General features: G+C 69.7%; 23 protein-coding genes. 14 read left to right on the top strand and 9 right to left on the bottom strand.

What is annotated here, in order from left to right:
• Window positions 1-24 precede the first annotated feature (24 nt).
• The 4 genes from rqpS to DM992_RS04560 all read left to right on the top strand — a co-directional run bounded on the left by rqpS (window position 25) and on the right by DM992_RS04560 (window position 4,450).
• Window positions 25-840: a quorum system sensor histidine kinase RqpS gene (gene rqpS / locus DM992_RS04575; protein WP_111015893.1), complete on the top strand. Its 816-nt coding sequence runs from the start codon at window positions 25-27 to the stop codon at window positions 838-840.
• A gap of 7 nt (window positions 841-847) precedes the next feature.
• Window positions 848-1,504: a response regulator transcription factor RqpR gene (gene rqpR / locus DM992_RS04570; RefSeq protein ID WP_072437568.1), complete on the top strand. Its 657-nt coding sequence runs from the start codon at window positions 848-850 to the stop codon at window positions 1,502-1,504.
• Between the two features lie 225 nt (window positions 1,505-1,729).
• Window positions 1,730-3,136, top strand: a complete 1,407-nt coding sequence (locus DM992_RS04565) for an amino acid permease (protein ID WP_034179298.1) — start codon at window positions 1,730-1,732, stop codon at window positions 3,134-3,136.
• 288 nt (window positions 3,137-3,424) lie between these two features.
• Entirely contained in the window at window positions 3,425-4,450 is a 1,026-nt protein-coding gene (locus DM992_RS04560; protein ID WP_034179299.1) for an XdhC family protein, read from the top strand.
• A 100-nt stretch (window positions 4,451-4,550) separates the two neighbouring features.
• On the opposite strand, the gene DM992_RS04555 is transcribed toward DM992_RS04560, so the two are convergent.
• From DM992_RS04555 to fliE, 6 genes are all read right to left on the bottom strand, one after another.
• Window positions 4,551-5,285 (bottom strand): PepSY-associated TM helix domain-containing protein, encoded by a 735-nt coding sequence (locus DM992_RS04555; RefSeq protein WP_111015892.1) that lies wholly within the window; start codon window positions 5,283-5,285, stop codon window positions 4,551-4,553.
• Window positions 5,286-5,554: 269 nt separating this feature from the next.
• Entirely contained in the window at window positions 5,555-5,872 is a 318-nt protein-coding gene (locus tag DM992_RS04550; protein ID WP_111015891.1) for an EscU/YscU/HrcU family type III secretion system export apparatus switch protein, read from the bottom strand.
• Window positions 5,869-7,227 carry a flagellar hook-length control protein FliK gene (locus DM992_RS04545; protein WP_111015890.1) on the bottom strand — a complete coding sequence of 453 codons (1,359 nt, stop codon included), beginning with the start codon at window positions 7,225-7,227 and terminating at the stop codon, window positions 5,869-5,871. Before DM992_RS04545 ends, DM992_RS04550 begins: the two co-directional genes overlap by 4 nt.
• Before the next feature lie 130 nt (window positions 7,228-7,357).
• Window positions 7,358-7,690, bottom strand: coding sequence for a flagellar protein FliT (locus DM992_RS04540; RefSeq protein ID WP_111015889.1), 333 nt, complete (start codon window positions 7,688-7,690; stop codon window positions 7,358-7,360).
• On the bottom strand, window positions 7,687-8,121 hold the full coding sequence (gene fliS, locus DM992_RS04535; RefSeq protein ID WP_111015888.1) for a flagellar export chaperone FliS: 435 nt from the start codon (window positions 8,119-8,121) through the stop codon (window positions 7,687-7,689). Before fliS ends, DM992_RS04540 begins: the two co-directional genes overlap by 4 nt.
• 202 nt (window positions 8,122-8,323) lie before the next feature.
• On the bottom strand, window positions 8,324-8,668 hold the full coding sequence (fliE, locus tag DM992_RS04530; RefSeq protein WP_111015887.1) for a flagellar hook-basal body complex protein FliE: 345 nt from the start codon (window positions 8,666-8,668) through the stop codon (window positions 8,324-8,326).
• A gap of 250 nt (window positions 8,669-8,918) precedes the next feature.
• Here fliE and fliF point away from each other — a divergent pair, with 250 nt between their 5' ends.
• The 6 genes from fliF to DM992_RS04500 are packed head-to-tail and all read left to right on the top strand — an operon-like array spanning window position 8,919 to window position 15,780.
• Window positions 8,919-10,676 (top strand): flagellar basal-body MS-ring/collar protein FliF, encoded by a 1,758-nt coding sequence (gene fliF, locus DM992_RS04525; RefSeq protein ID WP_111015886.1) that lies wholly within the window; start codon window positions 8,919-8,921, stop codon window positions 10,674-10,676.
• Entirely contained in the window at window positions 10,666-11,661 is a 996-nt protein-coding gene (gene fliG, locus DM992_RS04520) for a flagellar motor switch protein FliG (RefSeq protein ID WP_111015885.1), read from the top strand. The genes fliF and fliG overlap by 11 nt, the downstream gene beginning before the upstream one ends.
• Window positions 11,654-12,337, top strand: coding sequence for a flagellar assembly protein FliH (gene fliH / locus DM992_RS04515; protein WP_111015884.1), 684 nt, complete (start codon window positions 11,654-11,656; stop codon window positions 12,335-12,337). The genes fliG and fliH overlap by 8 nt, the downstream gene beginning before the upstream one ends.
• Window positions 12,331-13,884 carry a flagellar protein export ATPase FliI gene (gene fliI, locus DM992_RS04510; RefSeq protein ID WP_111015883.1) on the top strand — a complete coding sequence of 518 codons (1,554 nt, stop codon included), beginning with the start codon at window positions 12,331-12,333 and terminating at the stop codon, window positions 13,882-13,884. The genes fliH and fliI overlap by 7 nt, the downstream gene beginning before the upstream one ends.
• Before the next feature lie 5 nt (window positions 13,885-13,889).
• Complete coding sequence (gene fliJ / locus DM992_RS04505; RefSeq protein ID WP_111015882.1) at window positions 13,890-14,348, top strand: flagellar export protein FliJ; 459 nt, start codon at window positions 13,890-13,892, stop codon at window positions 14,346-14,348.
• Window positions 14,349-14,379: 31 nt separating this feature from the next.
• Complete coding sequence (locus DM992_RS04500) at window positions 14,380-15,780, top strand: flagellar hook-length control protein FliK (RefSeq protein WP_111015881.1); 1,401 nt, start codon at window positions 14,380-14,382, stop codon at window positions 15,778-15,780.
• A 54-nt stretch (window positions 15,781-15,834) separates the two neighbouring features.
• Here the strand turns inward: DM992_RS04500 and DM992_RS04495 are convergent, their stop codons facing one another.
• Entirely contained in the window at window positions 15,835-17,475 is a 1,641-nt protein-coding gene (locus DM992_RS04495) for a GMC family oxidoreductase N-terminal domain-containing protein (protein ID WP_072437580.1), read from the bottom strand.
• Window positions 17,476-17,808: 333 nt separating this feature from the next.
• Here DM992_RS04495 and DM992_RS41495 point away from each other — a divergent pair, with 333 nt between their 5' ends.
• Window positions 17,809-18,201, top strand: coding sequence for a hypothetical protein (locus tag DM992_RS41495; protein ID WP_162631590.1), 393 nt, complete (start codon window positions 17,809-17,811; stop codon window positions 18,199-18,201).
• The gene (locus DM992_RS04480; RefSeq protein WP_111015880.1) at window positions 18,198-19,640 is read left to right on the top strand and encodes a coniferyl aldehyde dehydrogenase; all 1,443 of its coding nucleotides are present in this window, start codon (window positions 18,198-18,200) and stop codon (window positions 19,638-19,640) included. Before DM992_RS41495 ends, DM992_RS04480 begins: the two co-directional genes overlap by 4 nt.
• A gap of 53 nt (window positions 19,641-19,693) precedes the next feature.
• On the opposite strand, the gene DM992_RS04475 is transcribed toward DM992_RS04480, so the two are convergent.
• Together DM992_RS04475 and DM992_RS04470 are read right to left on the bottom strand one after the other, a co-directional pair.
• Entirely contained in the window at window positions 19,694-20,716 is a 1,023-nt protein-coding gene (locus tag DM992_RS04475) for a serine/threonine protein kinase (protein ID WP_111015879.1), read from the bottom strand.
• A gap of 56 nt (window positions 20,717-20,772) precedes the next feature.
• Window positions 20,773-20,985: a hypothetical protein gene (locus DM992_RS04470; protein ID WP_004198969.1), complete on the bottom strand. Its 213-nt coding sequence runs from the start codon at window positions 20,983-20,985 to the stop codon at window positions 20,773-20,775.
• An 814-nt stretch (window positions 20,986-21,799) separates the two neighbouring features.
• On the opposite strand from DM992_RS04470, the gene DM992_RS04460 reads away from it, so the two are divergent.
• Entirely contained in the window at window positions 21,800-22,681 is an 882-nt protein-coding gene (locus DM992_RS04460) for a DMT family transporter (protein WP_111017801.1), read from the top strand.
• A 356-nt stretch (window positions 22,682-23,037) separates the two neighbouring features.
• Window positions 23,038-23,223 carry a hypothetical protein gene (locus tag DM992_RS04455; RefSeq protein ID WP_014895742.1) on the top strand — a complete coding sequence of 62 codons (186 nt, stop codon included), beginning with the start codon at window positions 23,038-23,040 and terminating at the stop codon, window positions 23,221-23,223.
• Window positions 23,224-23,303 lie beyond the last annotated feature (80 nt).

Genomic DNA, 23,303 nt, shown 5'->3' with positions numbered 1-23,303 from the left:
CGCTTTCTGACAGCAGGGAGAGTCATGGATACGTTGCTTAACGCGCCCCCGGGCGCCCACGCCCCGTTCCCGTCGCGGCAGCTCGTACAGGGCTGCGCCGCTACTCCGCCCATTGCCGAAGCCGCGTCGAAACGCAACGCCTCCGCTGCGCGCATCGCCGCGCTGTCCGCCCAGTTGCTTGCCGCCGACGAAGCCGCTCGCCGCCATCTGGCCGGCGAGCTGCACGACGGGCTCGGCGCCGAACTCACCGCCGCACGTTTCGCGCTCGCAAACGTTCAAACGTGGCTGCCGGCCGACGCGCCGGACGGCTGCGTGCGCGCGCTGGAGCTTGCCCAGCAGGCGCTCGACGCCGCGACCGACGCGAATCGCCGGCTGATCGACGAACGCGACACGCCGGCGCTCGACGCAGGCATGGTCGGCGCGCTGTCGTCGTGGGTCGACAGCCATGCGACGCGCACGGGCCTGCGCACCAGCTTCGTGTGCGCGGCCGACGCGCGCCTGACGCAGATAGCCGGCGCCAGCGCGCTCGCGGTGTTCCGCGTCGCGCAGGAAGCGCTGTCGAACGTCGCGAAACACGCACGGGCGGCGTCGGTCGACGTGCGGATCGTCACCGACGGCACGCATCTGTCGCTGATCGTCGCCGACGATGGCACCGGTTTCGCCCGACGCCGCCGCACCGGCTACGGCCTCGCCGGCATGCGCGCACGCTGCGAAGCGTTCGGCGGCAGCTTCGAGACGGCCACGCCGGAATCCGGCCACGGCACGCGCGTCACCGCGCGCTTCGCGTGGGATTCGCTGCTCGCGATGCCTGTCGAGGCGCGCCGCGCGTCGCATTCGTGAGGTTGTCATGAGCCTGAACATCCTGCTCGTGGACGATCACGCGATCGTCCGGCAAGGGGTCCGACAGTTGCTGATCGACCGCGGCATCGCGCGCGACGTCACCGAGGCCGAGACCGGCGGCGACGCGATGGCGGCCGTCGACCGGCAGGAATTCGACGTGATCCTGCTCGACATCTCGCTGCCGGACACGAACGGCATCGAGGTGCTCAAGCGCCTCAAGCGCAAGCTGTCGCGCACGCCGGTGCTGATGTTCTCGATGTACCGCGAGGACCAGTACGCGGTGCGCGCGCTGAAGGCCGGCGCCGCCGGCTACCTGTCGAAGACGGTCAATGCCGCGCAGATGATCGGCGCTATCCAGCAGGTCGCGGCCGGCCGCAAGTACGTGAGCCCCGCGATGGCCGAGGCGCTCGCCGAATACGTGTCGTTCGAGAACGAGCCGCTGCCGCACGAGAAGCTGTCCGACCGCGAATACCAGACGCTCTGCATGCTTGCGTCGGGCAAGCGGCTCACCGACATCGCGAACACGCTGTCGCTGTCCGTGAAGACGGTGAGCGTGTACCGGTCGCGGCTGCTCGAGAAGATGCGGCTGTCGAACAACGCGGAGCTCACGTTCTACGTGATGAGCAACCGGCTCGTCGACATGGCGCCCACGGCCGGCGCCTGATTCTCCCGATACACGCGATACATCCGATACGCCCGATTCGTTCGGGCCAACGCCGCGGCGGGCTCAACCGCCGCCCGTTTTGCGCGCAAGCGCTTGTTTTATCGGACGATTCCGCGGCGCGCCGCTGCACCGCAGCGGGTCTTGTTGGCCAAATCGGCTAAAATTGCGGGTTTTCACTCAGTCAGCGCCGCCGCGCTCTCGCGCGGCGCTGGCAATTCATCCGCAATGTCCCTCTTCCGCAAGAAAAACGTCGATCGCATGATCGCCGGCGCGCACGCCGCCGGGCTCAAGAAAGCGCTCGGCGCGATCGACCTCACCTTCCTCGGCATCGGCGCGATCATCGGTACCGGCATCTTCGTGCTGACCGGCACCGGCGCGGTGCAGGCCGGCCCCGCGCTGATGCTGTCGTTCGTGATCGCCGCGATCGCATGCGGCCTCGCGGCGCTGTCGTACGCGGAATTCGCGTCGACGATCCCCGTCGCCGGCTCGATCTACACGTATTCGTACGCGACGCTCGGCGAGCTCGCCGCATGGATCATCGGCTGGGACCTGATGCTCGAGTACGGCCTCGCGGCGTCGGCCGTGTCGGTCGGCTGGTCGGGCTACCTGCAGTCGCTGCTGCAGGGCTTCGGGCTGTCGCTGCCGACCGTGCTGACGGCGGCGCCCGGCGCGGTGCCGGGCGTCGTCACGTGGTTCAACCTGCCCGCGTTCCTCGTGATGCTCGTGATCACGACGCTGCTGTCGATCGGCATCCGCGAATCGACCCGCATCAACAACATCATGGTGTTCATCAAGGTGTCGGTCGTGCTGCTCGTGATCGCGGTCGGCCTGTTCCACGTGACGCCCGCGAACTGGAAGCCGTTCATGCCGCACGGCTGGAACGGCGTGTTCGGCGCTGCGGCCGTGATGTTCTTCGCGTTCATCGGCTTCGACGCGGTGTCGTCGGCGGCCGAGGAAGTGAAGAACCCGAAACGCGACCTGCCGATCGGCATCATCGCGTCGCTCGCGGTGTGCGCGGTGCTGTACGTGACGGTCGCCGCGGTCGCGACCGGCATCGTGCCGTCGGCCCAGTACGCGAACATCTCGCACCCGATCTCGTACGCACTGCAGGCCGCCGGCGAGAAGTGGGTGGCGGGCTTCATCGACCTCGGCGCCGTGCTCGGCATGCTGACCGTGATCCTCGTGATGAGCTACGGCCAGACCCGCGTGATCTTCGCGATGTCGCGCGACGGGCTGCTGCCGGCGACGCTGTCGCGCGTGCATCCGCGCTACGCGACGCCGTTCCTGACGACCTGGCTCGTCGGCCTGTTCTTCGGGCTGATCGCCGCGCTCGTGCCGCTCAACGTGCTCGCCGAGCTGATCAACATCGGCACGCTCGCGGCGTTCTCGATGGTGTCGATCGCAGTGCTCGTGCTGCGCCGCACGCACCCCGACCTGCCGCGCGCGTTCCGCTGCCCGGGCGTGCCCGTGGTGCCGATCCTCGCGGTCGCGTCGTGCCTGTTCCTGATGCTGAACCTGCAGCCCGTCACGTGGGCCGCGTTCGGCATCTGGCTCGTGATCGGCCTCGTGATCTACTTCCTGTACTCGCGTCACCACTCGAAGCTCGCGCACGGTCACCACGACGCGCACTGACCTCCGCCGCTGCGCGCGCACGCCGCGCGCAGCGGTGCGACGCCGCGCCGGGCCGTCACCGGCCCCGTGCGGCGCCCTCCTTTCCCTGCCGAATCAGCCGCCGCCGGACACGCGCCGCGGCGCCCTTCCCGCGCGCGATCGTGTCTGATCGTCGCGATCTCTTGCCCGATCCTCCGGATTTGCCCGCACGAATTGCACGCTGCCTGCACACGCGCGCCGGGCGGTTCATAATCCCGCCATCGAACGACGGCCCGGACCGGCGGGCCACCCGGCAACAGGAAAAAGATGATGGAAAGCGTCGATCTCGATGTACTGAAATCCAGCGCGCGCTGGCTCGAAGAGGGGCGCCGCGTGCTGCTCGTGACGGTCGTGAAGACGTGGGGCTCGTCGCCGCGCCCCGAAGGCGCGATGCTCGCGGTGCGCGAGGACGGACTCGTGGTCGGCTCCGTGTCCGGCGGCTGCATCGAGGACGACCTGATCGCCCGTGTGCACGCGAGCGGGATCGCGGCCGACGCGCGCCCGGAAGCGCTCAAGTACGGCGTGACGGCCGAGGAAGCGCACCGCTTCGGGCTGCCGTGCGGCGGCACGATCCAGCTCGTGCTCGAGCCGCTCACGCGCGACAGCGGGATTGCCGCGCTGTGCGCCGAAGTCGAGGCCGGCCGCCTCGTCACGCGCACGATGACGCTCGCGACCGGCCGCGCGTCGCTGTCGCCCGCGCAGGCGGCCGACGGGCTCGCGTTCGACGGCGAGCGGCTCGTGACGATCCACGGGCCGCGCTACCGGATGCTCGTGATCGGCGCCGGCCAGTTGTCGCGCTATCTGTGCCAGATCGCGGTCGGGCTCGACTACCAGGTGACGGTGTGCGATCCGCGCGAGGAATACACGGATGCGTGGGACGTGCCGGGCACGCGCGTCGTGCGCACGATGCCCGACGATACGGTGCTCGACATGAAACTCGATGCGCGTTCGGCCGTGATCGCGCTCACGCACGATCCGAAGCTCGACGATCTCGCGCTGATGGAAGCGCTGAAGACGCCCGCGTTCTACGTGGGTGCGCTCGGCTCGCGGCGCAACAACGCGGCGCGGCGCGAGCGGCTGCGCGAGTTCGACCTGAACGAAGCGGAACTGGGCCGGCTGCACGGGCCGGCCGGCATCTACATCGGCAGCCGGACGCCGCCGGAAATCGCGATCTCGATCCTCGCCGAGATCACCGCCGCGAAGAACAACGTGTCGCTGCCGACGATCCTGCAGGTCGAGGGCGCAAAGGCCGCGCGAGAAATCGCGGCGAACAGCGGCGCGGCCTGCGGCCTCTGATCCGCACCGGCCAATCGCCTCGGCCGCGCCGGATGCGCGGCCGAACCTGTCGAAGCGGACGAATCGGCTCGCGCCGGCGGCAGGCCGGCGCGAGCGTCGATCAGGTCAGGCCGGCGGCGAGCGCCGCGGCGACCGAACCGACCACCAGCACGACGCCGACCGTGCGGCGCTTGTTCAGCTCGGTCCACAGCAGCACGCCCGTCAGCGACAGCAGGATCAGCGAGCCCGCGATCGTATCCATCAGCAGCACCCAGCCGAGGTTCATCCCGACGCCGCGATGCAGGTTGTTCAGCGTCGTCAGGAACGTGTTGTCCGTGCGCTTCACCGACACATAGCCGTTGCCGACCCAGTATTCGGCCTGCAGGTTCTGGTGCGGGCCGAACAGGCCGAACTGCCAGTGCTCGGGCTGCATCACGCGCTGGTCGCCCCATGCGACGGCCTGCGCGGGCTCCTTGCGGATGCGGCCGGGCCGGCCGTCGAAATGCAGTTCCTGCTGCAGCCATTTCGTCATCGCGGCGGGCGTCTTCGGCACCGGATCGGGCAGCGCGATCTGCATCTGCTCGACCTGCGGCTCGCCGGTCGAAATCTTCAGCGGCGGCGCGCGGTGGTTCAGCAGCACGCCCGTCACGCCGAACAGCAGCCCGAGCACCGCGCCCCACAGCCCGACCCAGCCGTGCACCTTGCGCAGCCACTTGATGAAGGTCGCGCGGCGCGAGCGCTGGCGGCGCGCGGCCAGTTCGTCGTCGGTGAGCGGGCGGGCCGCCGGATGCAGCACGGTGACGCCCGCGCGCGGCATACCCGCCTTGGGAGAGTCGATCGTTTCGGGCGCGTTCACGCGAAAGTATCCATTCGTTCAAAACAACGGGCGGCGCGCAGAGACCGCACGCCGCCCGGGCAATATGAAAATGAGAATGGATATCATTACATAAATCGAATTCCGGCTCAATCTGGCCGGCTACGCGACGGCGCGTTCGACGAGCGAATAAATGCCGACGAAGCGTGCAAGTTGCATCGGAATATAGCTCGATCGGCGATAAATGCCGGCAGAATGACCCCGCAAGGCCGATACAGCGTTTCGCAGGAAGCGGCGCGATGGCGCGCCGTTCAGCGCAGCGGCGGCAGCGGAAAGCGCGGTGCGGCGTCGTCCGGCCCGGGTTCGGTGCGATCGAGCGCGTACAGCCACGCGAGCAGATCCGCGACGGCCTGGTAGAGCTGCGGCGGAATCCGGTCGTCGAGGTCGACCTGCATCAGCAGCGACACCATCTCCGGCGCGGTATGCACGTACAGCCCCGCATCGTGCGCACGCGCGACGATCATTTCCGCCAGCACGCCGTAGCCCTTCGCGACCACGCGCGGCGCCGCGTCGCCGCCTTTCGGGTCGTAGACGAGCGCAGCCGCGCGCTTGCGGGACGTCGTGCTCATTGCGGCACCTCGTCGTCGCCCGGTACTCGCGTGCCCGGCCCTCCCGCCGCACCGCGCGCATACGCGGCGGCCGCCGCCTGTGCGGCAAACAGGTCGAAGCCGTCCGGCCCGTCGTCGACCGCACGGATCGACAGCCCGCCCACCCGCAGCCCCGATCCCTCGAGCCGCTGCCGCAGCGCGGCCTCGTGCCGCGTGAGGCGGTCGGCCCCCGTCTGGTTCGCACGCAGCCGGGCGACGAGCTGTGCGCCGTTCAGCACCAGTTCCGCATCGACCGTACCGAGCGACGGCAACGTCAGCGTCAGGCGCGTACGCCATGCAATGCCGTCGCCCGCATCGTCGCCGCCGCGCGGTGCGCGGCTGCCCGGATCGTCGGGTTCGATCGTCCAGTCGAGCCGTGCGCCGGGCCACGCCTCGCCGGTCCAGCGGAACTGGTCGGTCGCGAGCGCGTCGAGCTGTTGCCTGACGAGCGGCACGGCGGCCGGGTGCACGGGAGCGAGCGGCTGCTGCGGCTGCGGATCGGACGACGCGGCGGCCAGCCCGGCACGCGCCGGCGTCCAGCGCGGGTCGGCATGCGCGCCGAGCGGATCGGCGGTATCGGGCGGCAGCGACGCGCCCTGCCGGGCGGCCGCCGGCAACGCCTGCACGGGGTCGCGAGCGGGTGCGCCGCCCTGGGCCGGTGCGCCCGCTTGCGCAGTCGCCTTCATGGTCGCCGGCAGCGGCGGGCGCTGCGCGAGCAGTTCGTCGAGCACGTCGGTCGAGCCGGGCTGCGCGGCATCCGGGTCGGCCGGCGCGAGCGCGGCCGTCAGGCGCGCCTGCGGCTCGCGCATCAGCGCCGCGAGCGGGCGCTGGCCGGCCAGCCACTGCGTCAGGTGGGATTCGTAGAAGAGGCCGCTCTCGCTCACGGCTTGGGTGAGCGCCGCACGCAACGCCGCGACCGGCGGCGGCGCGGCCGTTTCGCGCGCCGCCGCGGCGGACGACGCCGCAGCGGGAGAAGGCGTGGAAGACGCCGCCGCCGGATCGGACGCGGCCGGCGCACGCGCCGGTACGGCCGTCTCGGTCAGCAGCACGGCGGGATCGGCCAGCAGCGGTGCGCGCCCGGCGATCGCGGGCGTCGCGTCGCCGCCCGCGCGCGAGATCGCGTCGAGTACGCGCCCGACGTCGGACAGCGCGGTCTGCGTGGAGGCTTGCGGCGCGGCAGGCGGGCCGCCGGCAGGAGGCGAGGACGACGCGCCGGTGCCCGGCGTGCCGACCTGCGAGGTCGCGCCGCCGCCGGCGGGCGCCGATACGGTGCCGGTCAGCAGGCTGTCGAGGCGGCTCGCCAGCAGCGCGGCCGCAACGGAATCGATACCGGTCATGATCGGAGCCTGCTCACCTCAGCCACATCGTTGCGAATCCGGGAACGGCACGCCGGTGCCGCCCGCGGGAACAGCGCGCGTGCCGCGTGCGGTAACGGGCACCCCGCGCCCGTCTCCCCGAAAAGCGGCCCTACCCGCGCGCGCGGTAAAGATCGGTCAATACCTGGGTCGAGCGCCGCGCCTCGAACAGCGCGGACAGCCGCGCGACGTCCGGGCTCGCGAGATCGCGGATCGCGGCGTCGTCGGCCAGGATGCGGCGAATCAGGTCGAGCTTGCGGCCGAGATCCGATTCGTCGAGCGCGACGCCCGGATCGGCTTCCTTCAGCCCGTCGACGAGCTGCATGAATTCGGCCTGCAACCCCGGCAACGCGGCCCAGTCGGCGTCGCGCGCGGCGCACAGCATCCGGCCCGACACGGCTGCGAGCGCCTCGTAACGCGCGAAGTATTCGGCCTTGAGATTCATCGTGGTGCTTCCACTGCCTGTTGCGCGGCCATCCGCGCGACTTCCGGGGCGATGCCCGTCCACGCTTCCTCGAGCGTTGCGAGCAGCCCGTCGACCTCGACCAGCATCGCGTCGCTCGCCTGCGCGTTCGCTTCCAGCAGGCGCCGGCCGATATACGCATACAGCGCGTCGAGCCGGCCCGCGATCTCGCCGCCCGCGTCGCGGTTCAGCGACGCCTGCAGGCCGCTCTCGACGATCCCGATCGCCTTGCCGATCGCTTCACCGCGCGCGGACACGTTGCCCTGCTGCAGGTGCATGCGCGCCAGCGCGATCGCCTGCCGCGCGCCCTGGTACAGCATCGCGATCAGCCGGTGCGGGGAGGCGCCCATCACCCCTGTCTCGACGCCGACACGCGCGTATGCACTGGCTCCAGCGTGTCCTGGGGAAAACATGCGCTTCTCCTTGTCATGCCTTGGCTATACGGGAGCCGCCGCCGTGCAACGCACGACGCGGCCTTCTCCGGAGTTATCGGAAGGGATTTGAAAAGCTTTAGGCGCGCGGGGCCGCCGCCGGGCGCTGGATGCCGGCCCGCCGGCCCCACCCGGCAAGGCCGGTTGGCCGCCCCCGGTTGGCCGTCCCCGGTTGGCCGTCCCGTCACACCGACATCTGCATGATGTCGTTGTAAGCGTTCACCAACTTGTTGCGGACCTGAAGCCCGAACTGGAAGCCGACGTTGGCTTTCTGCATGTCGACCATCACGTCGTTCAGCGACACGTTCGGCGCGCCGACCTCGAACGCCTGCGCTTCGCCGAGCGCGTGCTGCTGGTCGCCGCTGATCTTGTCGAGCGACGCCTTCATCGCGCTCGCGAACGTGCCGGCCGTCGCCGCGCCCGAGCCGGCAAGCGCCGCCGTCGGGCTCGCGACGCCGCCGGACGCCTGCGCGGCCATCGACTGCATCTGTTGCAACACCGAACCGATTCCGCTGACGTTCGCAGTCATGCTGTCCCCAGACATAAGAGAAGAGACCCGGACGCTCCGGGCGTTTCCGCCGGCGCCGCACCACGCGCACCATGCCGGATCGCGAAAAAGGATAGCAGCGCGCCGCGCGGCAAAGCCGAGAAAGTACGGGGGAAACCCCGCTCTTTTCGGTCGATCGGAGTACGGCCCGGATCACGATAATCGCATCGTGTCATTGTCCGCCCGCTCGCCCGAGCGAGCTCAGTCGTCCCGCTCCGGAGAAACTCGACGCATGGATTCGCAGGCCAACTCGCTGATCAACCCCGACGCCCGCGCGAGCCTCGCCAGCCCGGCGCCCGGCGCCGCCGCGTTGCCGGGCGCGGGCGTCGCCGGCGCGGACTTCGGGCTCGGCGGCTTCGCGGAACGCATTCCCGGCATCTCTCGGATGAAGGGCAACCCGAAGCTGCCGTTCCTGATCGCCGCGGCGCTCGCGATCGCCGCGATTACCGCGCTCGTGCTGTGGAGCCGGACGCCCGACTACCGCGTGCTGTACAGCAACCTGTCGGACCGTGACGGCGGCGCGATCATTACTGCGCTCCAGCAGGCAAACGTTCCCTACAAGTTCGCCGATGCCGGCGGCGCGATCCTCGTGCCGTCGAGCCAGGTGCATGAAACGCGCCTGAAGCTCGCCGCGATGGGGCTGCCGAAGGGCGGCTCGGTCGGCTTCGAGCTGATGGACAACCAGAAATTCGGCATCAGCCAGTTCGCCGAACAGATCAACTATCAGCGCGCGCTCGAAGGCGAACTGCAGCGCACCATCGAATCGATCAACGCCGTGCGCGGCGCGCGCGTGCATCTCGCGATCCCGAAACCGTCGGTATTCGTGCGCGACAAGGAAGCGCCGAGCGCGTCGGTGTTCGTCGACCTCTACCCGGGCCGCGTGCTCGACGAGGGCCAGGTCCAGGCGATCACGCGGATGGTGTCGTCCGGCGTGCCCGACATGCCCGCGAAGAACGTGACGATCGTCGACCAGGACGGCAACCTGCTGACCCAGTCGGCTTCGGCGTCCGGCCTCGACGCGAGCCAGCTCAAGTACGTGCAGCAGGTCGAGCACAACACGCAAAAGCGCATCGACGCGATCCTCGCGCCGATCTTCGGCGCCGGCAACGCGCGCTCGCAGGTCAGCGCGGACCTCGATTTCTCGAAGATCGAGCAGACGTCGGAAAGCTACGGCCCGAACGGCGTGCCGCAGCAGGCCGCGATCCGCAGCCAGCAGACCAGCAGCGCGACCGAACTCGCGCAGGGCGGCGCGTCGGGCGTGCCGGGCGCGCTGTCGAACACGCCGCCGCAGCCGGCCTCCGCGCCGGTCGTCGCCGGCAACGGCCAGAACGCGCCGCAGACGACGCCGGTCAGCGACCGCAAGGACCAGACGACCAACTACGAGCTCGACAAGACGATCCGCCATCTCGAACAGCCGATGGGCAGCGTGAAGCGGCTGTCGGTCGCGGTCGTCGTCAACTACCAGCCGGTCGCCGACGCGAAGGGCCACGTGACGATGCAGCCGCTGCCGCCCGCGAAGCTCGCGCAGGTCGAGCAGCTCGTGAAGGACGCGATGGGCTACGACGAGAAGCGCGGCGACTCGGTGAATGTCGTGAACAGCGCGTTCTCGACCGTGAGCGACCCGTACGCCGACCTGCCGTGGTGGCGCCAGCCCGACATGATCGCGATGGCGAAGGAGGCCGCGAAGTGGCTCGGCATCGCGGCGGCCGCGGCGGCGCTCTACTTCATGTTCGTGCGCCCGGCGATGCGCCGCGCGTTCCCGCCGCCCGAGCCGGCCGCGCCGGCGCTCGCGGCGCCGGAAGATCCGGTCGTGCTCGACGGCCTGCCGGCGCCGGTCAAGGCCGACGACGAGCCCGATTCGCTGCTGCTCGGCTTCGAATCCGAGAAGAACCGCTACGAACGCAACCTCGACTACGCGCGCACGATCGCCCGCCAGGATCCGAAGATCGTCGCCACCGTCGTGAAGAACTGGGTGTCCGATGAACGCTGAAGGCTTGACCAAGAGCGCGCTGCTGCTGATGTCGATCGGCGAGGAAGAAGCCGCTGAGGTATTCAAGTTCCTCGCGCCGCGCGAGGTGCAGAAGATCGGCGCCGCGATGGCCGCGCTGAAGAACGTCACGCGCGAGCAGGTCGAGAGCGTGCTGCAGGACTTCGTGAAGGAAGCCGAGGAGCACACCGCGCTGTCGCTCGATTCGAGCGAATACATCCGCTCGGTGCTGACCAAGGCACTCGGCGAGGACAAGGCCGGCGTGCTGATCGACCGCATCCTGCAGGGCAGCGACACGAGCGGCATCGAAGGCCTGAAGTGGATGGACTCGGGCGCGGTGGCCGAACTGATCAAGAACGAGCATCCGCAGATCATCGCGACGATCCTCGTGCACCTCGACCGCGACCAGGCGTCCGAGATCGCGTCGTGCTTCACCGAGCGGCTGCGCAACGACGTGCTGCTGCGGATCGCGACGCTCGACGGCATCCAGCCGGCCGCGCTGCGCGAGCTCGACGACGTGCTGACCGGCCTGCTGTCCGGCAGCGACAACCTGAAGCGCAGCCCGATGGGCGGCATCCGCACCGCGGCCGAGATCCTGAACTTCATGACGAGCGTGCATGAGGAAGGCGTACTCGAAAGCGTGCGCCAGTACGACGCCGATCTCGCTCAGAAGATCATCGACCAGATGTTCGTGTTCGAGAACCTGCTCGACCTCGAGGATCGCGCGATCCAGATGGTGCTGAAGGAAGTCGAGTCGGAAACGCTGATCATCGCGCTGAAGGGTGCGCCGCCCGCGCTGCGCCAGAAGTTCCTCGCCAACATGTCGCAGCGCGCGGCCGAACTGCTCGCCGAGGATCTCGACGCGCGCGGCCCGGTGCGCGTGTCCGAAGTCGAGACGCAGCAGCGCCGCATCCTGCAGATCGTGCGCAATCTCGCCGAGAGCGGCCAGATCGTGATCGGCGGCAAGGCGGAAGACGCGTATGTCTGATTCGGCGAGCGATCGCGCGGGCACCCTCACCGCCTACCAGCGGTGGGAGATGGCGTCGTTCGACCCGCCGCCGCCCCCGCCGCCGGCCGACGACGCGGCAGCGGCCGCCGCCGCGCTCGCCGAGGAACTGCAGCGCGTGCGCGATGCCGCGCATGCCGAAGGCCATGCGGCCGGCCACGTCGAAGGCCAGGCGCTCGGCTACCGGGCCGGTTTCGAGCAGGGCCGCGAACAGGGCTTCGAGGCCGGCCAGGCCGATGCGCGCGAACAGGCCGCGCAGCTCGCGGCGCTCGCCGCGTCGTTCCGCGAGGCCGTGTCGACTGCCGAGCACGACCTCGCATCCGACATCGCGCAGCTCGCGCTCGACATCGCGCAACAGGTCGTGCGCCAGCACGTGAAGCACGATCCGGCCGCGCTCGTCGCAGCCGTGCGCGACGTGCTCGCGGCCGAACCCGCGCTGTCCGGCGCGCCGCATCTCGCGGTGAATCCGGCCGACCTGCCCGTCGTCGAAGCCTATCTGCAGGACGATCTCGATACGCTCGGCTGGAACGTGCGCACCGACGCGTCGATCGAGCGCGGCGGCTGCCGCGCGCACGCCGCGACCGGCGAGGTCGATGCGACGCTGCCCACGCGCTGGCAGCGCGTCGCCGCCGCGATCGGCAAGGTGAGCACGTGGTGACGCGGTCGCCCGAATCGCTCGCGCACGACGGCATGACGCCGCTCGAACGCGAACTCGCGCTCGCGTCGTTCGGCCCCGCTGCCCCGCACGCCACCGCACACGACACGAAGCCGCATGCGACCGCTTCAACGGCCGCCGCACACGACACCGCGCCGCGCGCGCCGCACAATCCGCATCTCGCGCACTGGCGCACGCATCTGAACGGGCTCGCCGCGCGCAGCCATCGCGCGCTGCCGCTGCGGCCGTGCGGGCGCCTCACGCGCGCGGCGGGCCTCGTGCTCGAGGCGATCGGGCTGCGCCTGTCGGTCGGCGCCGAATGCACGATCGAATTGCCGCCCGGCAGCACGCTGCCGCACGCGCAAGCGGAAGTCGTCGGCTTTGCCGGCGACCGCCTGTTCCTGATGCCGACCACCGACGTCGCCGGCGTGCTGCCCGGCGCGCGCGTGTGGCCGCTCGAAAGCGCGCCCGTCGCCGATCCGCTCGCGGGCGCGAAGCGGCTGCCGGTCGGCTGGGAGATGCTCGGGCGCGTCGTCGACGCGTCGGGCCGCCCGCTCGACGGCCTCGGCCCGCTCGCGTCGAAGGTCGATGCGCCGCTGTCGGCGCCGTCGATCAACCCGCTCGAGCGCGAACCGATCCACCACGTGCTCGACGTCGGCGTACGCGCGATCAACGCGCTGCTCACCGTCGGCCGCGGGCAGCGGATGGGGCTGTTCGCGGGCTCCGGCGTCGGCAAGTCGGTGCTGCTCGGCACGATGGCACGCTACACGAGCGCGGAAGTGATCGTGATCGGGCTGATCGGCGAACGCGGCCGCGAAGTGAAGGAATTCATCGAACAGATCCTCGGCGAGGACGGGCTCGCGCGCTCGGTCGTCGTCGCGGCGCCGGCCGACGTGTCGCCGCTGCTGCGGATGCAGGGCGCGGCCTACGCGACGTCGCTCGCCGAATATTTCCGCGATCAGGGCAAGCACGTGCTGCTGCTGATGGATTCGCTGACGCGCTACGCGATGGCGCAGCGCGAGATCGCGCTGGCGATCGGCGAGCCGCCCGCGACCAAGGGCTATCCGCCGTCGGTGTTCGCGAAGCTGCCCGCGCTCGTCGAGCGCACCGGCAACGGGCCGGAGGGCGGCGGCTCGATCACCGCGTTCTACACGGTGCTGACCGAAGGCGACGACCAGCAGGACCCGATCGCCGATTCGGCGCGCGCGATCCTCGACGGCCACATCGTGCTGTCGCGCGCGCTCGCCGAGGCCGGCCACTATCCTGCGATCGACATCGAGGCGTCGATCAGCCGCGCGATGACCGCGCTGATCGACGAAGCGCATCTCGACCACGTGCGGCAGTTCAAGCAGATGCTGTCGCGCTACCAGCGCAATCGCGACCTGATCGCGGTCGGCGCGTACGCACCCGGACGCGACGCACAGCTCGACCGCGCGATCGCGCTCTATCCGCGCATCGAGGCGTTCCTGCAGCAGGGCTTTCGCGAATGCGCGCCGTTCGCGTCGAGCCTCGCCGGGCTCGATGCGCTGTTCGACGCTTACGGAGGCTGATCACGATGGCTCACGGCTTTCCCCTTCAACTGCTGCTCGACCGCGCGCAGGAAGACCTCGACACGGCCGCGAAGCAGCTCGGCACCGCGCAGCGCGACCGCAGCGCGGCCGCCGAGCAACTCGATGCGCTGCTGCGCTATCGCGACGAATACCACGCGCGCTTCTCGCAATCCGCACAGCACGGGATGCCCGCCGGCAACTGGCGCAATTTCCAGGCATTCATCGACACGCTCGAATCGGCGATCGCGCAGCAGCGCAACGTGCTGGCCGCGGCCGAAATCCGCATCGACGAAGCACGCCCGAACTGGCAACAGAAGAAACGCACCGTCGGCTCGTATGAAATCCTGCAGGCGCGCGGCGTCGCGCAGGAAGCGCGGCTCGACGCCCGGCGCGAACAGCGCGATGCCGACGAACACGCCGCGAAGATCCTGCGCATGCGGGCCGACGCGGCCCGCTCGTCGTAACCGACCACCGCATTCGAACGAGAGAACCGCCATGCCTCCCCTGCCCCTGCTCGGCGCGCTGATCGACACTGCCGGCGCCGCACTCAAGGCCGTCCGCGGCTCGGGTTCGTCCGGCACCGCCGCCGGCAACGACGCCGCGAACGCCACGGCCGCCGGGCCGTTCGCGCAGACGCTGAAGCAAAGCGTCGCCACGCGTCGCGACGCGGCGAATTCCGCCACGCCGGATGCGTCGACGGCGCAGGCCGCATCGAAGCCGGACGCCGGTAAGAAACCGTCCGGCACCGACGACGATCAACCGACCGACGCCGCGAACGCCACCACCAACCCCGACGCCGGCGCGCTCGCGGCCGCCGCGGCCGTGCAGGCACAATTGCAGGCACAACTGCAGGCGCGCACGGACAACGCGACGCCGGCCGATGCCGCCGCTACCGCTACCGCCGCCGCGGCTACCGCGCAAAAGACGGCCGTGTCCGGCCAGCCCGATGCGACGGCCGCGCTGGCGGACCACGCGGCCGGGGATGCGGCTGCCCAGCCGGCCACGCCGGCATCGAGCCGCGACGCGCTGCAAGCGGCGCTCGCCAAGCTGACCGGCGGCTCGGGCGCGATCGCGACGCCCGCAAGCGGCACGACGGCTTCGACATCGACATCGACACCGGCACCGGCACCGGGATCGTCTGCATCTTCTGCATCGACCGCCGCCGCCGCACCGCTGACGCCGAAGGTGCCGACGTTCGATCGCACGCTGGCCGACGCGAAAGGGGCGCTCGCCACGCAGCAGCCGCCGGTGCAGGCCGCCGCGCAGGCGCTGCAGGCCGACGCGAACGCGCAGTCCGGCGCGCAGCATGCGCTCGCGGCAGCCAGCGATGCAACGGACCCGGCCGCAAGCGCGACGCTCGCGGCCGGCGCAACTGCTGCGGCCGCGGCGCAGGCGAACCTGCAGTTGTCGCCGGCGGCGAGCGCGATCGCCGCCGCCAACACGCACGTGCTCGCGCCGCATGTCGGCACCGCCGACTGGACGGACGCGCTGAGCCAGAAGGTCGTGTTCCTGTCGAATGCGCACCAGCAGAGCGCCGAGCTGACGCTCAACCCGCCCGATCTCGGGCCGCTGCAGGTGGTGCTGCGCGTCGCCGACAACCACGCGCACGCGCTGTTCGTATCGCAGCATGCGCAGGTGCGCGACGCGGTCGAAGCCGCGCTGCCGAAGCTGCGCGATGCGATGGAAGCGGGCGGGCTCGGGCTCGGCAGCGCGTCCGTCAGCGACGGCGGCTTCGCATCGCAGCAGCAGAACCCGCAACAGACCTTCGCCGGCGGCCAGTCGCCGCGGCGCGGACACGGCGGATCGTCAGCCGTCGATGCACCCACCGACGCTGCGCAATCCGCACCGGCCGCCGCGAGCGTGGGCCGCGCCGGCCTCGTCGATACGTTTGCATAAGGCCTGTTCCCGCTGATAACGGGTTTGCGCCGGCCGCCGCCCGGTGCATGCCGCTCAGCGGCCGTGCACCGCCGCGGCCGCCTCGCCGCGCGGCACGCCGCCCCTGCGCGCCGCGACGATGAAGTCCGCCGCGCGTTCGCCGATCATCACCGACGGCGCATTGGTGTTCCCGCCGACCAGCGTCGGCATCACCGACGCATCCACCACGCGCAGCCCTTCGACGCCGCGCACGCGCAGTTGCGGATCGACGACCGCGCGCGCATCGGAACCCATCCGGCACGTGCCGACCGGGTGATAGATCGTGTCGGCATGCGCGACGATCGTCGCACGCAGCTCGGCTTCGCTCTGGTCCGCCCGCGTGTACAGCTCGCGCCCGCCCTGCGATGCAAGCGGTGCCTGGGACAGGATGCGGCGCATCGCCTGCGTGCCGCGCACGAGCAGGTCGAGATCGCGCGTATCGCTGAAGAAACGCGGATCGATCAGCGGCGCGTCGCGCGCATCGCCGCTCGCGAGCGCCACCGTGCCGCGGCTGAACGGCCGCAGCGCGCATACGTGCAGCGAATAGCCGAAGCCCCAGTGCATCTTGCGGTTGTGGTCGTCGACGAGCGCCGTGCAGAAATGCAGCTGCAGGTCGGGACGCTCGAGCGACGGATCGCTCTTGATGAAGCCGCCGGCCTCCGCGACGTTGCTCGTCATCATCCCCGTGCGGCTCGAGAAATAGCGCGCGAGCGCGGGCGTCATCTTCGCGATCCCGCGCAGGCACACGCCGACCAGTTCAGACGAATTCACGCGCGTGTTGATGATGAAGTCGATGTGGTCGATCAGGTTCGTGCCGACGTCCGGCGCATCCTGCACGACCGCGATCCCGTGCCGGCGCAATTGCTCCGCCGGGCCGATCCCCGAGCACATCAGCAGTTGCGGTGAATTGAACGCACCGGCCGACAGGATCACTTCCGCACGCGCGCCGAGCGTCTCGACGCGGCCGTTGCGCGATATCGCGACGCCGACCGCGCGCTTGCCGTCGAAGCCGACGCGCAGCACCGTCGCATCGGTGATCACGTGCAGGTTCGGCCGGTTGCGGCCATAGATGTAAGCACGCGCAACGCTGCAACGCGAGCCGTCGCGGTGCGTGACCTGGTAGAAGCCGACGCCTTCCTGCGTCGCGCCGTTGAAGTCGTCGTTCAGCGGATAGCCGGCCGCGTGCGCGGCCTGGATGAATCGTTCGGAGAACGGATTGCGAAAGCGCAGATCCGACACCGACAGCGGGCCGTCCGCACCGTGCCATGCATCGGCGCCGCGCTCGTTGCCTTCCGCGCGGCGGAAATACGGCAGCACGTCCTGCCAGCCCCAGCCCGTTGCGCCGAGCTGCGCCCACTCGTCGTAGTCGCCCGGATGGCCGCGCGTATAGATCATCGCGTTGATCGCGCTCGAGCCGCCCATCCCGCGCCCGCGCGGCTGGTAGCCGCGCCGCCCGCCGAGGCCAGGCTGCGGCACCGTCTCGTAGCCGTAGTTCGTGCCGAGCTTGAACGGCACCAGCGCCGCGATGCCGACCGGCATGTTGACGAGCAGGTTGCGCTCCGTATGCGAGCCGGCCTCGATCAGCGCGATCGTCGCATCGGGGCAGGCATCGGCGAGACGGCCTGCCAGGCTCGAACCGCCCGATCCGCCGCCGACGATGATGTAGTCGTATTGCATGTCACGTCTCCGTCGTGTCATGGGAGGCGCCCGGCACCGCCGCGCGACCGCGTCCCCTCTTGTAATGTTCGGGCATTGTAGGAATGGCCGTCGTGCGTGCGGCGCGCGGATTCAAGAGCGATTCCTCTAAACGCCCGCGTGAACTAAATTTAAGATGTATCGATTCGCTTCGCGCGACGCGCCGGCCACGAGAAGCCGATCCGTCGCGAAACGGGAGAGACGAAGATGCAGCGTCAGGTTCTGCAGGCTGCGTGCCGACCGGGTTGCCCGGATGCGACGCGCGCGGCCCGCATTTCATTTCAAACGACTGTCCGCGCGGGGACCTGCAGCGACATGCGCGCGGCCGATCGAAATCGAACGGCACGCGTGGTCGCCGACCGTTTGGACGGCCGTCTGCCGCAGCAGCACGATGCGCTGCAACCCGCACAGGTGTGTGCGTCGCGCTGCCCCGCTTCGCTGCACCGGCAGACGCTCGCGCTGCCGCGTCGCGTGCCCGGCAGCAGCCGTATCGGGCGGCACGCGCACACGCCGCGGCGCGGTTTTCGGATGCGGATACCGTCGCGCGGATGCGACGCCCGCCTCACGCTGCAACCGATTTTCAAGCATGCGTCGCATCAGGCCGCGCGACGCGCACCACCCCGATCCGCGTCGCCGCGCTCGCCGAGCGCTCGCGTGCGGCGTGACGGCTGGCCGACAAGCCAGGCCCAACTGGAGGAGACAACATGAAGAACGACCTGCCCGAACTGGCCCCGCAAGCACTGTCGTCGGCCGATGCGCTGACGTCGCTGCTGCGCGACCAGCGCGCGGCCTACCTGCGCGCACCGTACCCGGCGTGGGAAACGCGTGTGCAGCACCTGCGCGCGCTGCGCACGATGCTGATCGACAACGCGGACGCGCTCGCCGACGCGATCAGCGCCGATTTCGGCCATCGTGCGAAGCAGGAAGTGCTGCTGTCGGAAGTCTGGATGGCGAAGGAAGAGATCGACGACGCGCTCAAGCACGGCAAGCGCTGGATGAAACCGATCCGCAAGCCGATGAACAAGTGGCTGCGCCCGGCGCGCGCGAAGGTGATTCCTCAGCCGCTCGGCGTGGTCGGCATCGTCGTGCCGTGGAACTACCCGGTGCTGCTCGCGGCCGGCCCGCTGATCTGCGCGCTCGCGGCCGGCAACCGCGCGATCGTCAAGATGTCCGAACTGACGCCGCGCACGTCGGCGCTGTTCGAGCAATTGATCGCGAAGACCTTCGCGCGCGACCACGTCGCGGTCGTGAACGGCGATGCGGAGGTCGGCGCCGCATTCAGCGGGCTGCCGTTCGATCATCTGCTGTTCACCGGCTCGACGCAGGTCGGCCGCCATGTGATGCGCGCGGCTGCCGACAACCTCACGCCCGTCACGCTCGAACTCGGCGGCAAGTCGCCGGCAATCGTCGGACCGAATGCACGCTTCGATGCGGCCGTCGATGCGATCGTCGCGGGCAAGACGCTGAACGCGGGCCAGACCTGCATCGCGCCCGACTACGTGTTGCTGCCGCGCGGCATGGAAGCCGCGTTCATCGAGCGGGCGCGAGCGCGATTCGCGAAGATGTATCCCGACCTGTCGGCCAACCGCGACTACACGACGATCGTGTCGCCGCGCCATTACGCCCGGCTGCAGCAACTCGCGAACGATGCACAGATGGCCGGTGCGCAACTGCACCCGCTGTCCGACGCGCAGTCCGACCCCGCGTCGCGCCGCTTCGTGCCGTGCGCGATCACGCAGGTGCCCGCCGCGTCGCAACTGATGCAGGAGGAAATCTTCGGGCCGCTGCTGCCGCTCGTGCCGTACGAGCGGCTCGACGAGGCGATCGCGTACGTGAATGCGCGCCCGCGTCCGCTCGCGCTCTACCTGTTCGACGAGGACAGCGGCACGATCGACCGCGTGATGCGCGAAACGATCTCGGGCGGCGTGTCGATCAACGAAACGCTGATGCACATTGCGTGCGGCAGCCTGCCGTTCGGCGGCGTCGGTGCGAGCGGCATGGGTGCGTACCACGGCTACGACGGCTTCGTGACGTTCTCGAAGATGAAGCCCGTGCTCACGCAGGCGCGCCTGAACGCGCGCAACCTGCTCGCGCCGCCGTACGGCAAGCGCTTCGCCGCGCTGATCAAGCTGATGCTGAAGTTCTAACCGGACGGGCCGCGCGCATCGCGCCGCGGCCCGCGCAAGCCTGCCGCGCGCCGTTACACGGGCCAGAGCGGCCCTTCCTGCATCGCGCCGATCTGCTCGCGCAGTTCGAGCACGCGCGCTTCCCAGTAACGATGCGTGTTGAACCACGGAAACGCGGCCGGGAACGCGGGGTCGTCCCAGCGCCGTGCGAGCCATGCCGCGTAGTGGATCAGCCGCAGCGTGCGCAGCGCTTCGACGAGATGCAGCTCGCGCGGTTCGAATTCGCAGAAATCCTCGTAGCCGGCCAGCAGGTCCGCCAGCGCGCGCGACGCGCCTTCGCGATCGCCCGGCAGCAGCAGCCACAGATCCTGGATCGCGGGCGCCATCCGGCTGTCGTCGAAATCGACGAAATGCGGGCCGCCATCGGTCCACAGCACGTTGCTCGGATGACAGTCGCCGTGCGTGCGCAGCAGGCGGATCTCGCCCGCACGTTCGAACGCGGCCTCGACACCTTCGAGCGCGAGCGTGACCGCCGTCTCGTACGCGGGTCGTACGTCTTCCGGAATGAAATCGTGCGCGAGCAGGTAGTCGCGCGGCTCATAGCCGAACGTGTTGATGTCGAGCACCGGACGCGCGACATACGGCTGCGTCGCGCCGACCGCATGAATCCGGCCGATGAAGCGGCCGAGCCATTCGAGCGTGTCGCTGCGATCGAGATCGGGGGCGCGGCCGCCGCGCCGCTCGAAGATCGAGAAACGGAAGCCGCCGAACGCGTGCAGCGTGCGGCCGTCGAACGTGCGCGCAGGCACCGCCGGAATCTCGCGCTCGGCGAGTTCGGCGACGAACGCGTGCTCTTCGAGGATCGCATCGTCCGACCAGCGCGCCGGGCGGTAGAACTTCGCGACGACCGGCGGGCCGTCTTCGATGCCGACCTGGTACACGCGGTTTTCGTAGCTGTTGAGGGCGAGCAGGCGCCCGTCGGTGCGCAGGCCGGCCGGCATCAGCACGCTGTCGAGCGCGTCGAGCACGCACTCGGGCGTGAGGCCGGCGAACGGCGGGCCGGCGGGAGAAGCGGGAGCGGAAGTGGCGTCTGTCATGCCCCGCATTGTGCCGCCAGCCGGGCCGAAAGACGAGCGTCCGGTGCGGTGTGCGCTTAGTGAAGCGCCGCGCCGGCCGGCAGCACGGATTCACCGGTGTCGATCAGATCCTCGAGAAAGAACGGCTCGGTGTTGAGTTCTTTCGACTCACCCGGCACGCCCGCGTACCAGGTCACCATGGCCATGTCGCCCAGGATGCGCTGGACGATGCCGCGCGCGCCCTTCGGCACCGCGATATGGGTAGTGCAGACAATCGACCCGACATGCATGATGGTTCCCCACTCTTGAATCTTGAAACCCGGCCCGCTGGCGAGCCGGCAAATGCGCGATCCGCGCCGCTCTCGACGGAGCGTTGCGCGTAATCCCATTGTTCACGGTTTATCGAAGCGCGAAAAGAAGAAGAAGCAGGCGAAGTGCCGCGAATTCGTCGAATGTCTCCAATCAACCACTGCGCCGCCCGTGCGCTTGCACGGGCGGATACCCCCATCATACCCTGTCGAATGTGACTGCCCGCCGAATCCGCCCGGCGCCGCGGCGCGCACGTGATTGACGCAACGTGCGCATCGTTTGTCCGGTGCCAAGTCGCCAGGAGAATTCGCGTGACCGAGCCCGCCCCGGAACCACGCCGCCTGCGTCGCGCGCTGTCGCCTCCCCCTGTCTCGAATGCGGCCCGCGCAGCCGCCGGCGCGCAAGCGTCGCCCGGCATCGCCGCAGCGCGTCTTTCGTCATGCGGAGCCGCCGACGGTTGTTGCGCCGGATGCCGGCCTTGCGGTACCTTTGACGCTCATTCGCGTTCAACCGCTTTCCGACACGATGCATCCGCTCACGTCCGCCCTCGCAAAATCCCGGCCGCAGTTCGACTCGCGGCCGCAGGCGTGCGCGCATCCGTCGGTCCTCCCGCCTCCTGTCGCACCGCCGCTCGTCGGCGCCGCGCCGCCCCCTCCGGCGGCACGCGCCGGCTGACCAGCCGGCTTCCGTTTCGTCTTCCATTCGCCCGTCGGCTTCCGTTCCTGCGTCGTGACGCACGGCGCATTGCTGCGCGCGCGGATGGAACGTTCCGATCCGTTCGACAGGTGGATTCACATGGTTTCGTTCAAACGCGCGCTTGCCGCGCATGGAGTGACGTCGCTCTTCGTGCTGCTGTGGAGCAGCGGTGCGATCTTCGCTGAACTCGGTCTGCGTCACGCATCCGCGTTCGTCTTTCTCACCGCGCGTTTCGCGCTCGCGTCGCTCGTGCTGCTCGCACTGGCCTTCATGCGCAAACGCTGGCTGCCGCCGCGCGGCGAGCGGCGCATGGCCGCGCTGACCGGCCTGCTGATGATGGGCGGCTATTCGATCTTCTACCTGCTCGCGCTCGAGCGCGGGATCGCGCCGGGCGTGCTCGCGACGATCCTCGGCGTGCAGCCGATCCTCACGCTGGCGATCGTCGAGCGGCGCTGGCAGCCCGTGCGCGTCGCGGGGCTCGCGCTGTCGCTGGCCGGTCTCGCGCTCGTCGTATGCCGCGGCGTGGGCGATGCCGGCCTGCCGCCGGCGGGCATCGCGTGCGCGCTCACGGCGCTCGTCGCGCTGACCGTCGGCTCGCTGCTGCAAAAACGCGTACGCGCGGCGCCGGCCGACGTGCTGCCGCTGCAAAATGCGATCGGCCTCGCGCTGTGCGTGGCGATCGTGCCGTTCCGGCCGATTTCGTTCGACATGAACTGGGCGTTCGTCGTGCCGCTCCTGTGGCTCGGCATCGTGATTTCGGTGATCGCGCAACTGCTGTTCTACCGGTTGATGCAGCGCGGCGATCTCGTCAATGTGACGAGCCTGTTCTATCTCGTGCCCGTCGTCACCACGCTGATGGATGCCGTGTGGCTCGGCAACCGGCCCGAACCGCTCGCGCTCGCCGGCATGGGTGCGATCATCGCGGGGCTCGCGCTCGTGTTCCGCGCGCCGGCCGCACGCACGCAGCCCGACCGCGCGTAAGCGGACAGGTCGCCGCACCCGCAAGTGCGGCGGCCTGCATCGGACACATACGACAATTCCACGAAAATCGAAAGGAACGGGAAAGATGCGCGCAAGGCTTTCGTCGAACTTGCGGGAAAAATGTGCGACTCGCGGGACTTTCCGCTGATTTTTAATGGTTCGGATAGCGAAAACATCGCCGGGTTGCCTATACTCGAATCGACCGCCCCGCTCGCAATCGGGTCGGACCAATACTAGAAACACCCGGCATGGGACCGAAGTAAGCGCTGAAGCGCTAACTCCGGCCGACGTCCCACAAGGGGATGGGGCCGGAGTAACCGCTAAAGCGCTCACTCCGGCCGACACTGGAGACACGCATGACGACCTATTTCACGATCGGCGACTTCATCCTGTTGATTCCGATGGCGCTGGCCGGAGCGCTATTTCTCGGCGCGGTGCCGTGCGCAACCGAATTCCGCCACAACCTGCTGCGCGTGCTGGGCGTCATCCTCGGCGTCGGCGTCGCGGTATTGCTGGTCGAAGGCCTGCCTGCGCTACTCTAGCGGCGTATCCGTGCCTGACGCGCATCGCTGCGCCGCAACGATGCGACGTGCTGTCTGCGGGCCGGTGATACCGGCATGCG

The organism is Burkholderia sp. JP2-270 (assembly GCF_003233675.1).
Lineage (GTDB): Bacteria > Pseudomonadota > Gammaproteobacteria > Burkholderiales > Burkholderiaceae > Burkholderia > Burkholderia pyrrocinia_C.
Note: the sequence above shows the minus strand (reverse complement) of the source record. Positions and strands in the feature narration are given on the sequence as shown.

What these genes read in the sequence shown, in the direction of transcription:
- rqpS (WP_111015893.1), top strand. Translation starts at nt 25, where the DNA reads ATGGATACGTTGCTTAACGCGCCCCCGGGCGCCCACGCCCCGTTCCCG.
- rqpR (WP_072437568.1), top strand. Translation starts at nt 848, where the DNA reads ATGAGCCTGAACATCCTGCTCGTGGACGATCACGCGATCGTCCGGCAA.
- DM992_RS04565 (WP_034179298.1), top strand. Translation starts at nt 1,730, where the DNA reads ATGTCCCTCTTCCGCAAGAAAAACGTCGATCGCATGATCGCCGGCGCG.
- DM992_RS04560 (WP_034179299.1), top strand. Translation starts at nt 3,425, where the DNA reads ATGGAAAGCGTCGATCTCGATGTACTGAAATCCAGCGCGCGCTGGCTC.
- DM992_RS04550 (WP_111015891.1), bottom strand. Translation starts at nt 5,872, where the DNA reads ATGAGCACGACGTCCCGCAAGCGCGCGGCTGCGCTCGTCTACGACCCG.
- DM992_RS04545 (WP_111015890.1), bottom strand. Translation starts at nt 7,227, where the DNA reads ATGACCGGTATCGATTCCGTTGCGGCCGCGCTGCTGGCGAGCCGCCTC.
- DM992_RS04540 (WP_111015889.1), bottom strand. Translation starts at nt 7,690, where the DNA reads ATGAATCTCAAGGCCGAATACTTCGCGCGTTACGAGGCGCTCGCAGCC.
- fliS (WP_111015888.1), bottom strand. Translation starts at nt 8,121, where the DNA reads ATGTTTTCCCCAGGACACGCTGGAGCCAGTGCATACGCGCGTGTCGGC.
- fliE (WP_111015887.1), bottom strand. Translation starts at nt 8,668, where the DNA reads ATGACTGCGAACGTCAGCGGAATCGGTTCGGTGTTGCAACAGATGCAG.
- fliF (WP_111015886.1), top strand. Translation starts at nt 8,919, where the DNA reads ATGGATTCGCAGGCCAACTCGCTGATCAACCCCGACGCCCGCGCGAGC.
- fliG (WP_111015885.1), top strand. Translation starts at nt 10,666, where the DNA reads ATGAACGCTGAAGGCTTGACCAAGAGCGCGCTGCTGCTGATGTCGATC.
- fliH (WP_111015884.1), top strand. Translation starts at nt 11,654, where the DNA reads ATGTCTGATTCGGCGAGCGATCGCGCGGGCACCCTCACCGCCTACCAG.
- fliJ (WP_111015882.1), top strand. Translation starts at nt 13,890, where the DNA reads ATGGCTCACGGCTTTCCCCTTCAACTGCTGCTCGACCGCGCGCAGGAA.
- DM992_RS04500 (WP_111015881.1), top strand. Translation starts at nt 14,380, where the DNA reads ATGCCTCCCCTGCCCCTGCTCGGCGCGCTGATCGACACTGCCGGCGCC.
- DM992_RS04495 (WP_072437580.1), bottom strand. Translation starts at nt 17,475, where the DNA reads ATGCAATACGACTACATCATCGTCGGCGGCGGATCGGGCGGTTCGAGC.
- DM992_RS41495 (WP_162631590.1), top strand. Translation starts at nt 17,809, where the DNA reads ATGCGCGCGGCCGATCGAAATCGAACGGCACGCGTGGTCGCCGACCGT.
- DM992_RS04480 (WP_111015880.1), top strand. Translation starts at nt 18,198, where the DNA reads ATGAAGAACGACCTGCCCGAACTGGCCCCGCAAGCACTGTCGTCGGCC.
- DM992_RS04475 (WP_111015879.1), bottom strand. Translation starts at nt 20,716, where the DNA reads ATGACAGACGCCACTTCCGCTCCCGCTTCTCCCGCCGGCCCGCCGTTC.
- DM992_RS04470 (WP_004198969.1), bottom strand. Translation starts at nt 20,985, where the DNA reads ATGCATGTCGGGTCGATTGTCTGCACTACCCATATCGCGGTGCCGAAG.
- DM992_RS04460 (WP_111017801.1), top strand. Translation starts at nt 21,800, where the DNA reads ATGGTTTCGTTCAAACGCGCGCTTGCCGCGCATGGAGTGACGTCGCTC.
- DM992_RS04455 (WP_014895742.1), top strand. Translation starts at nt 23,038, where the DNA reads ATGACGACCTATTTCACGATCGGCGACTTCATCCTGTTGATTCCGATG.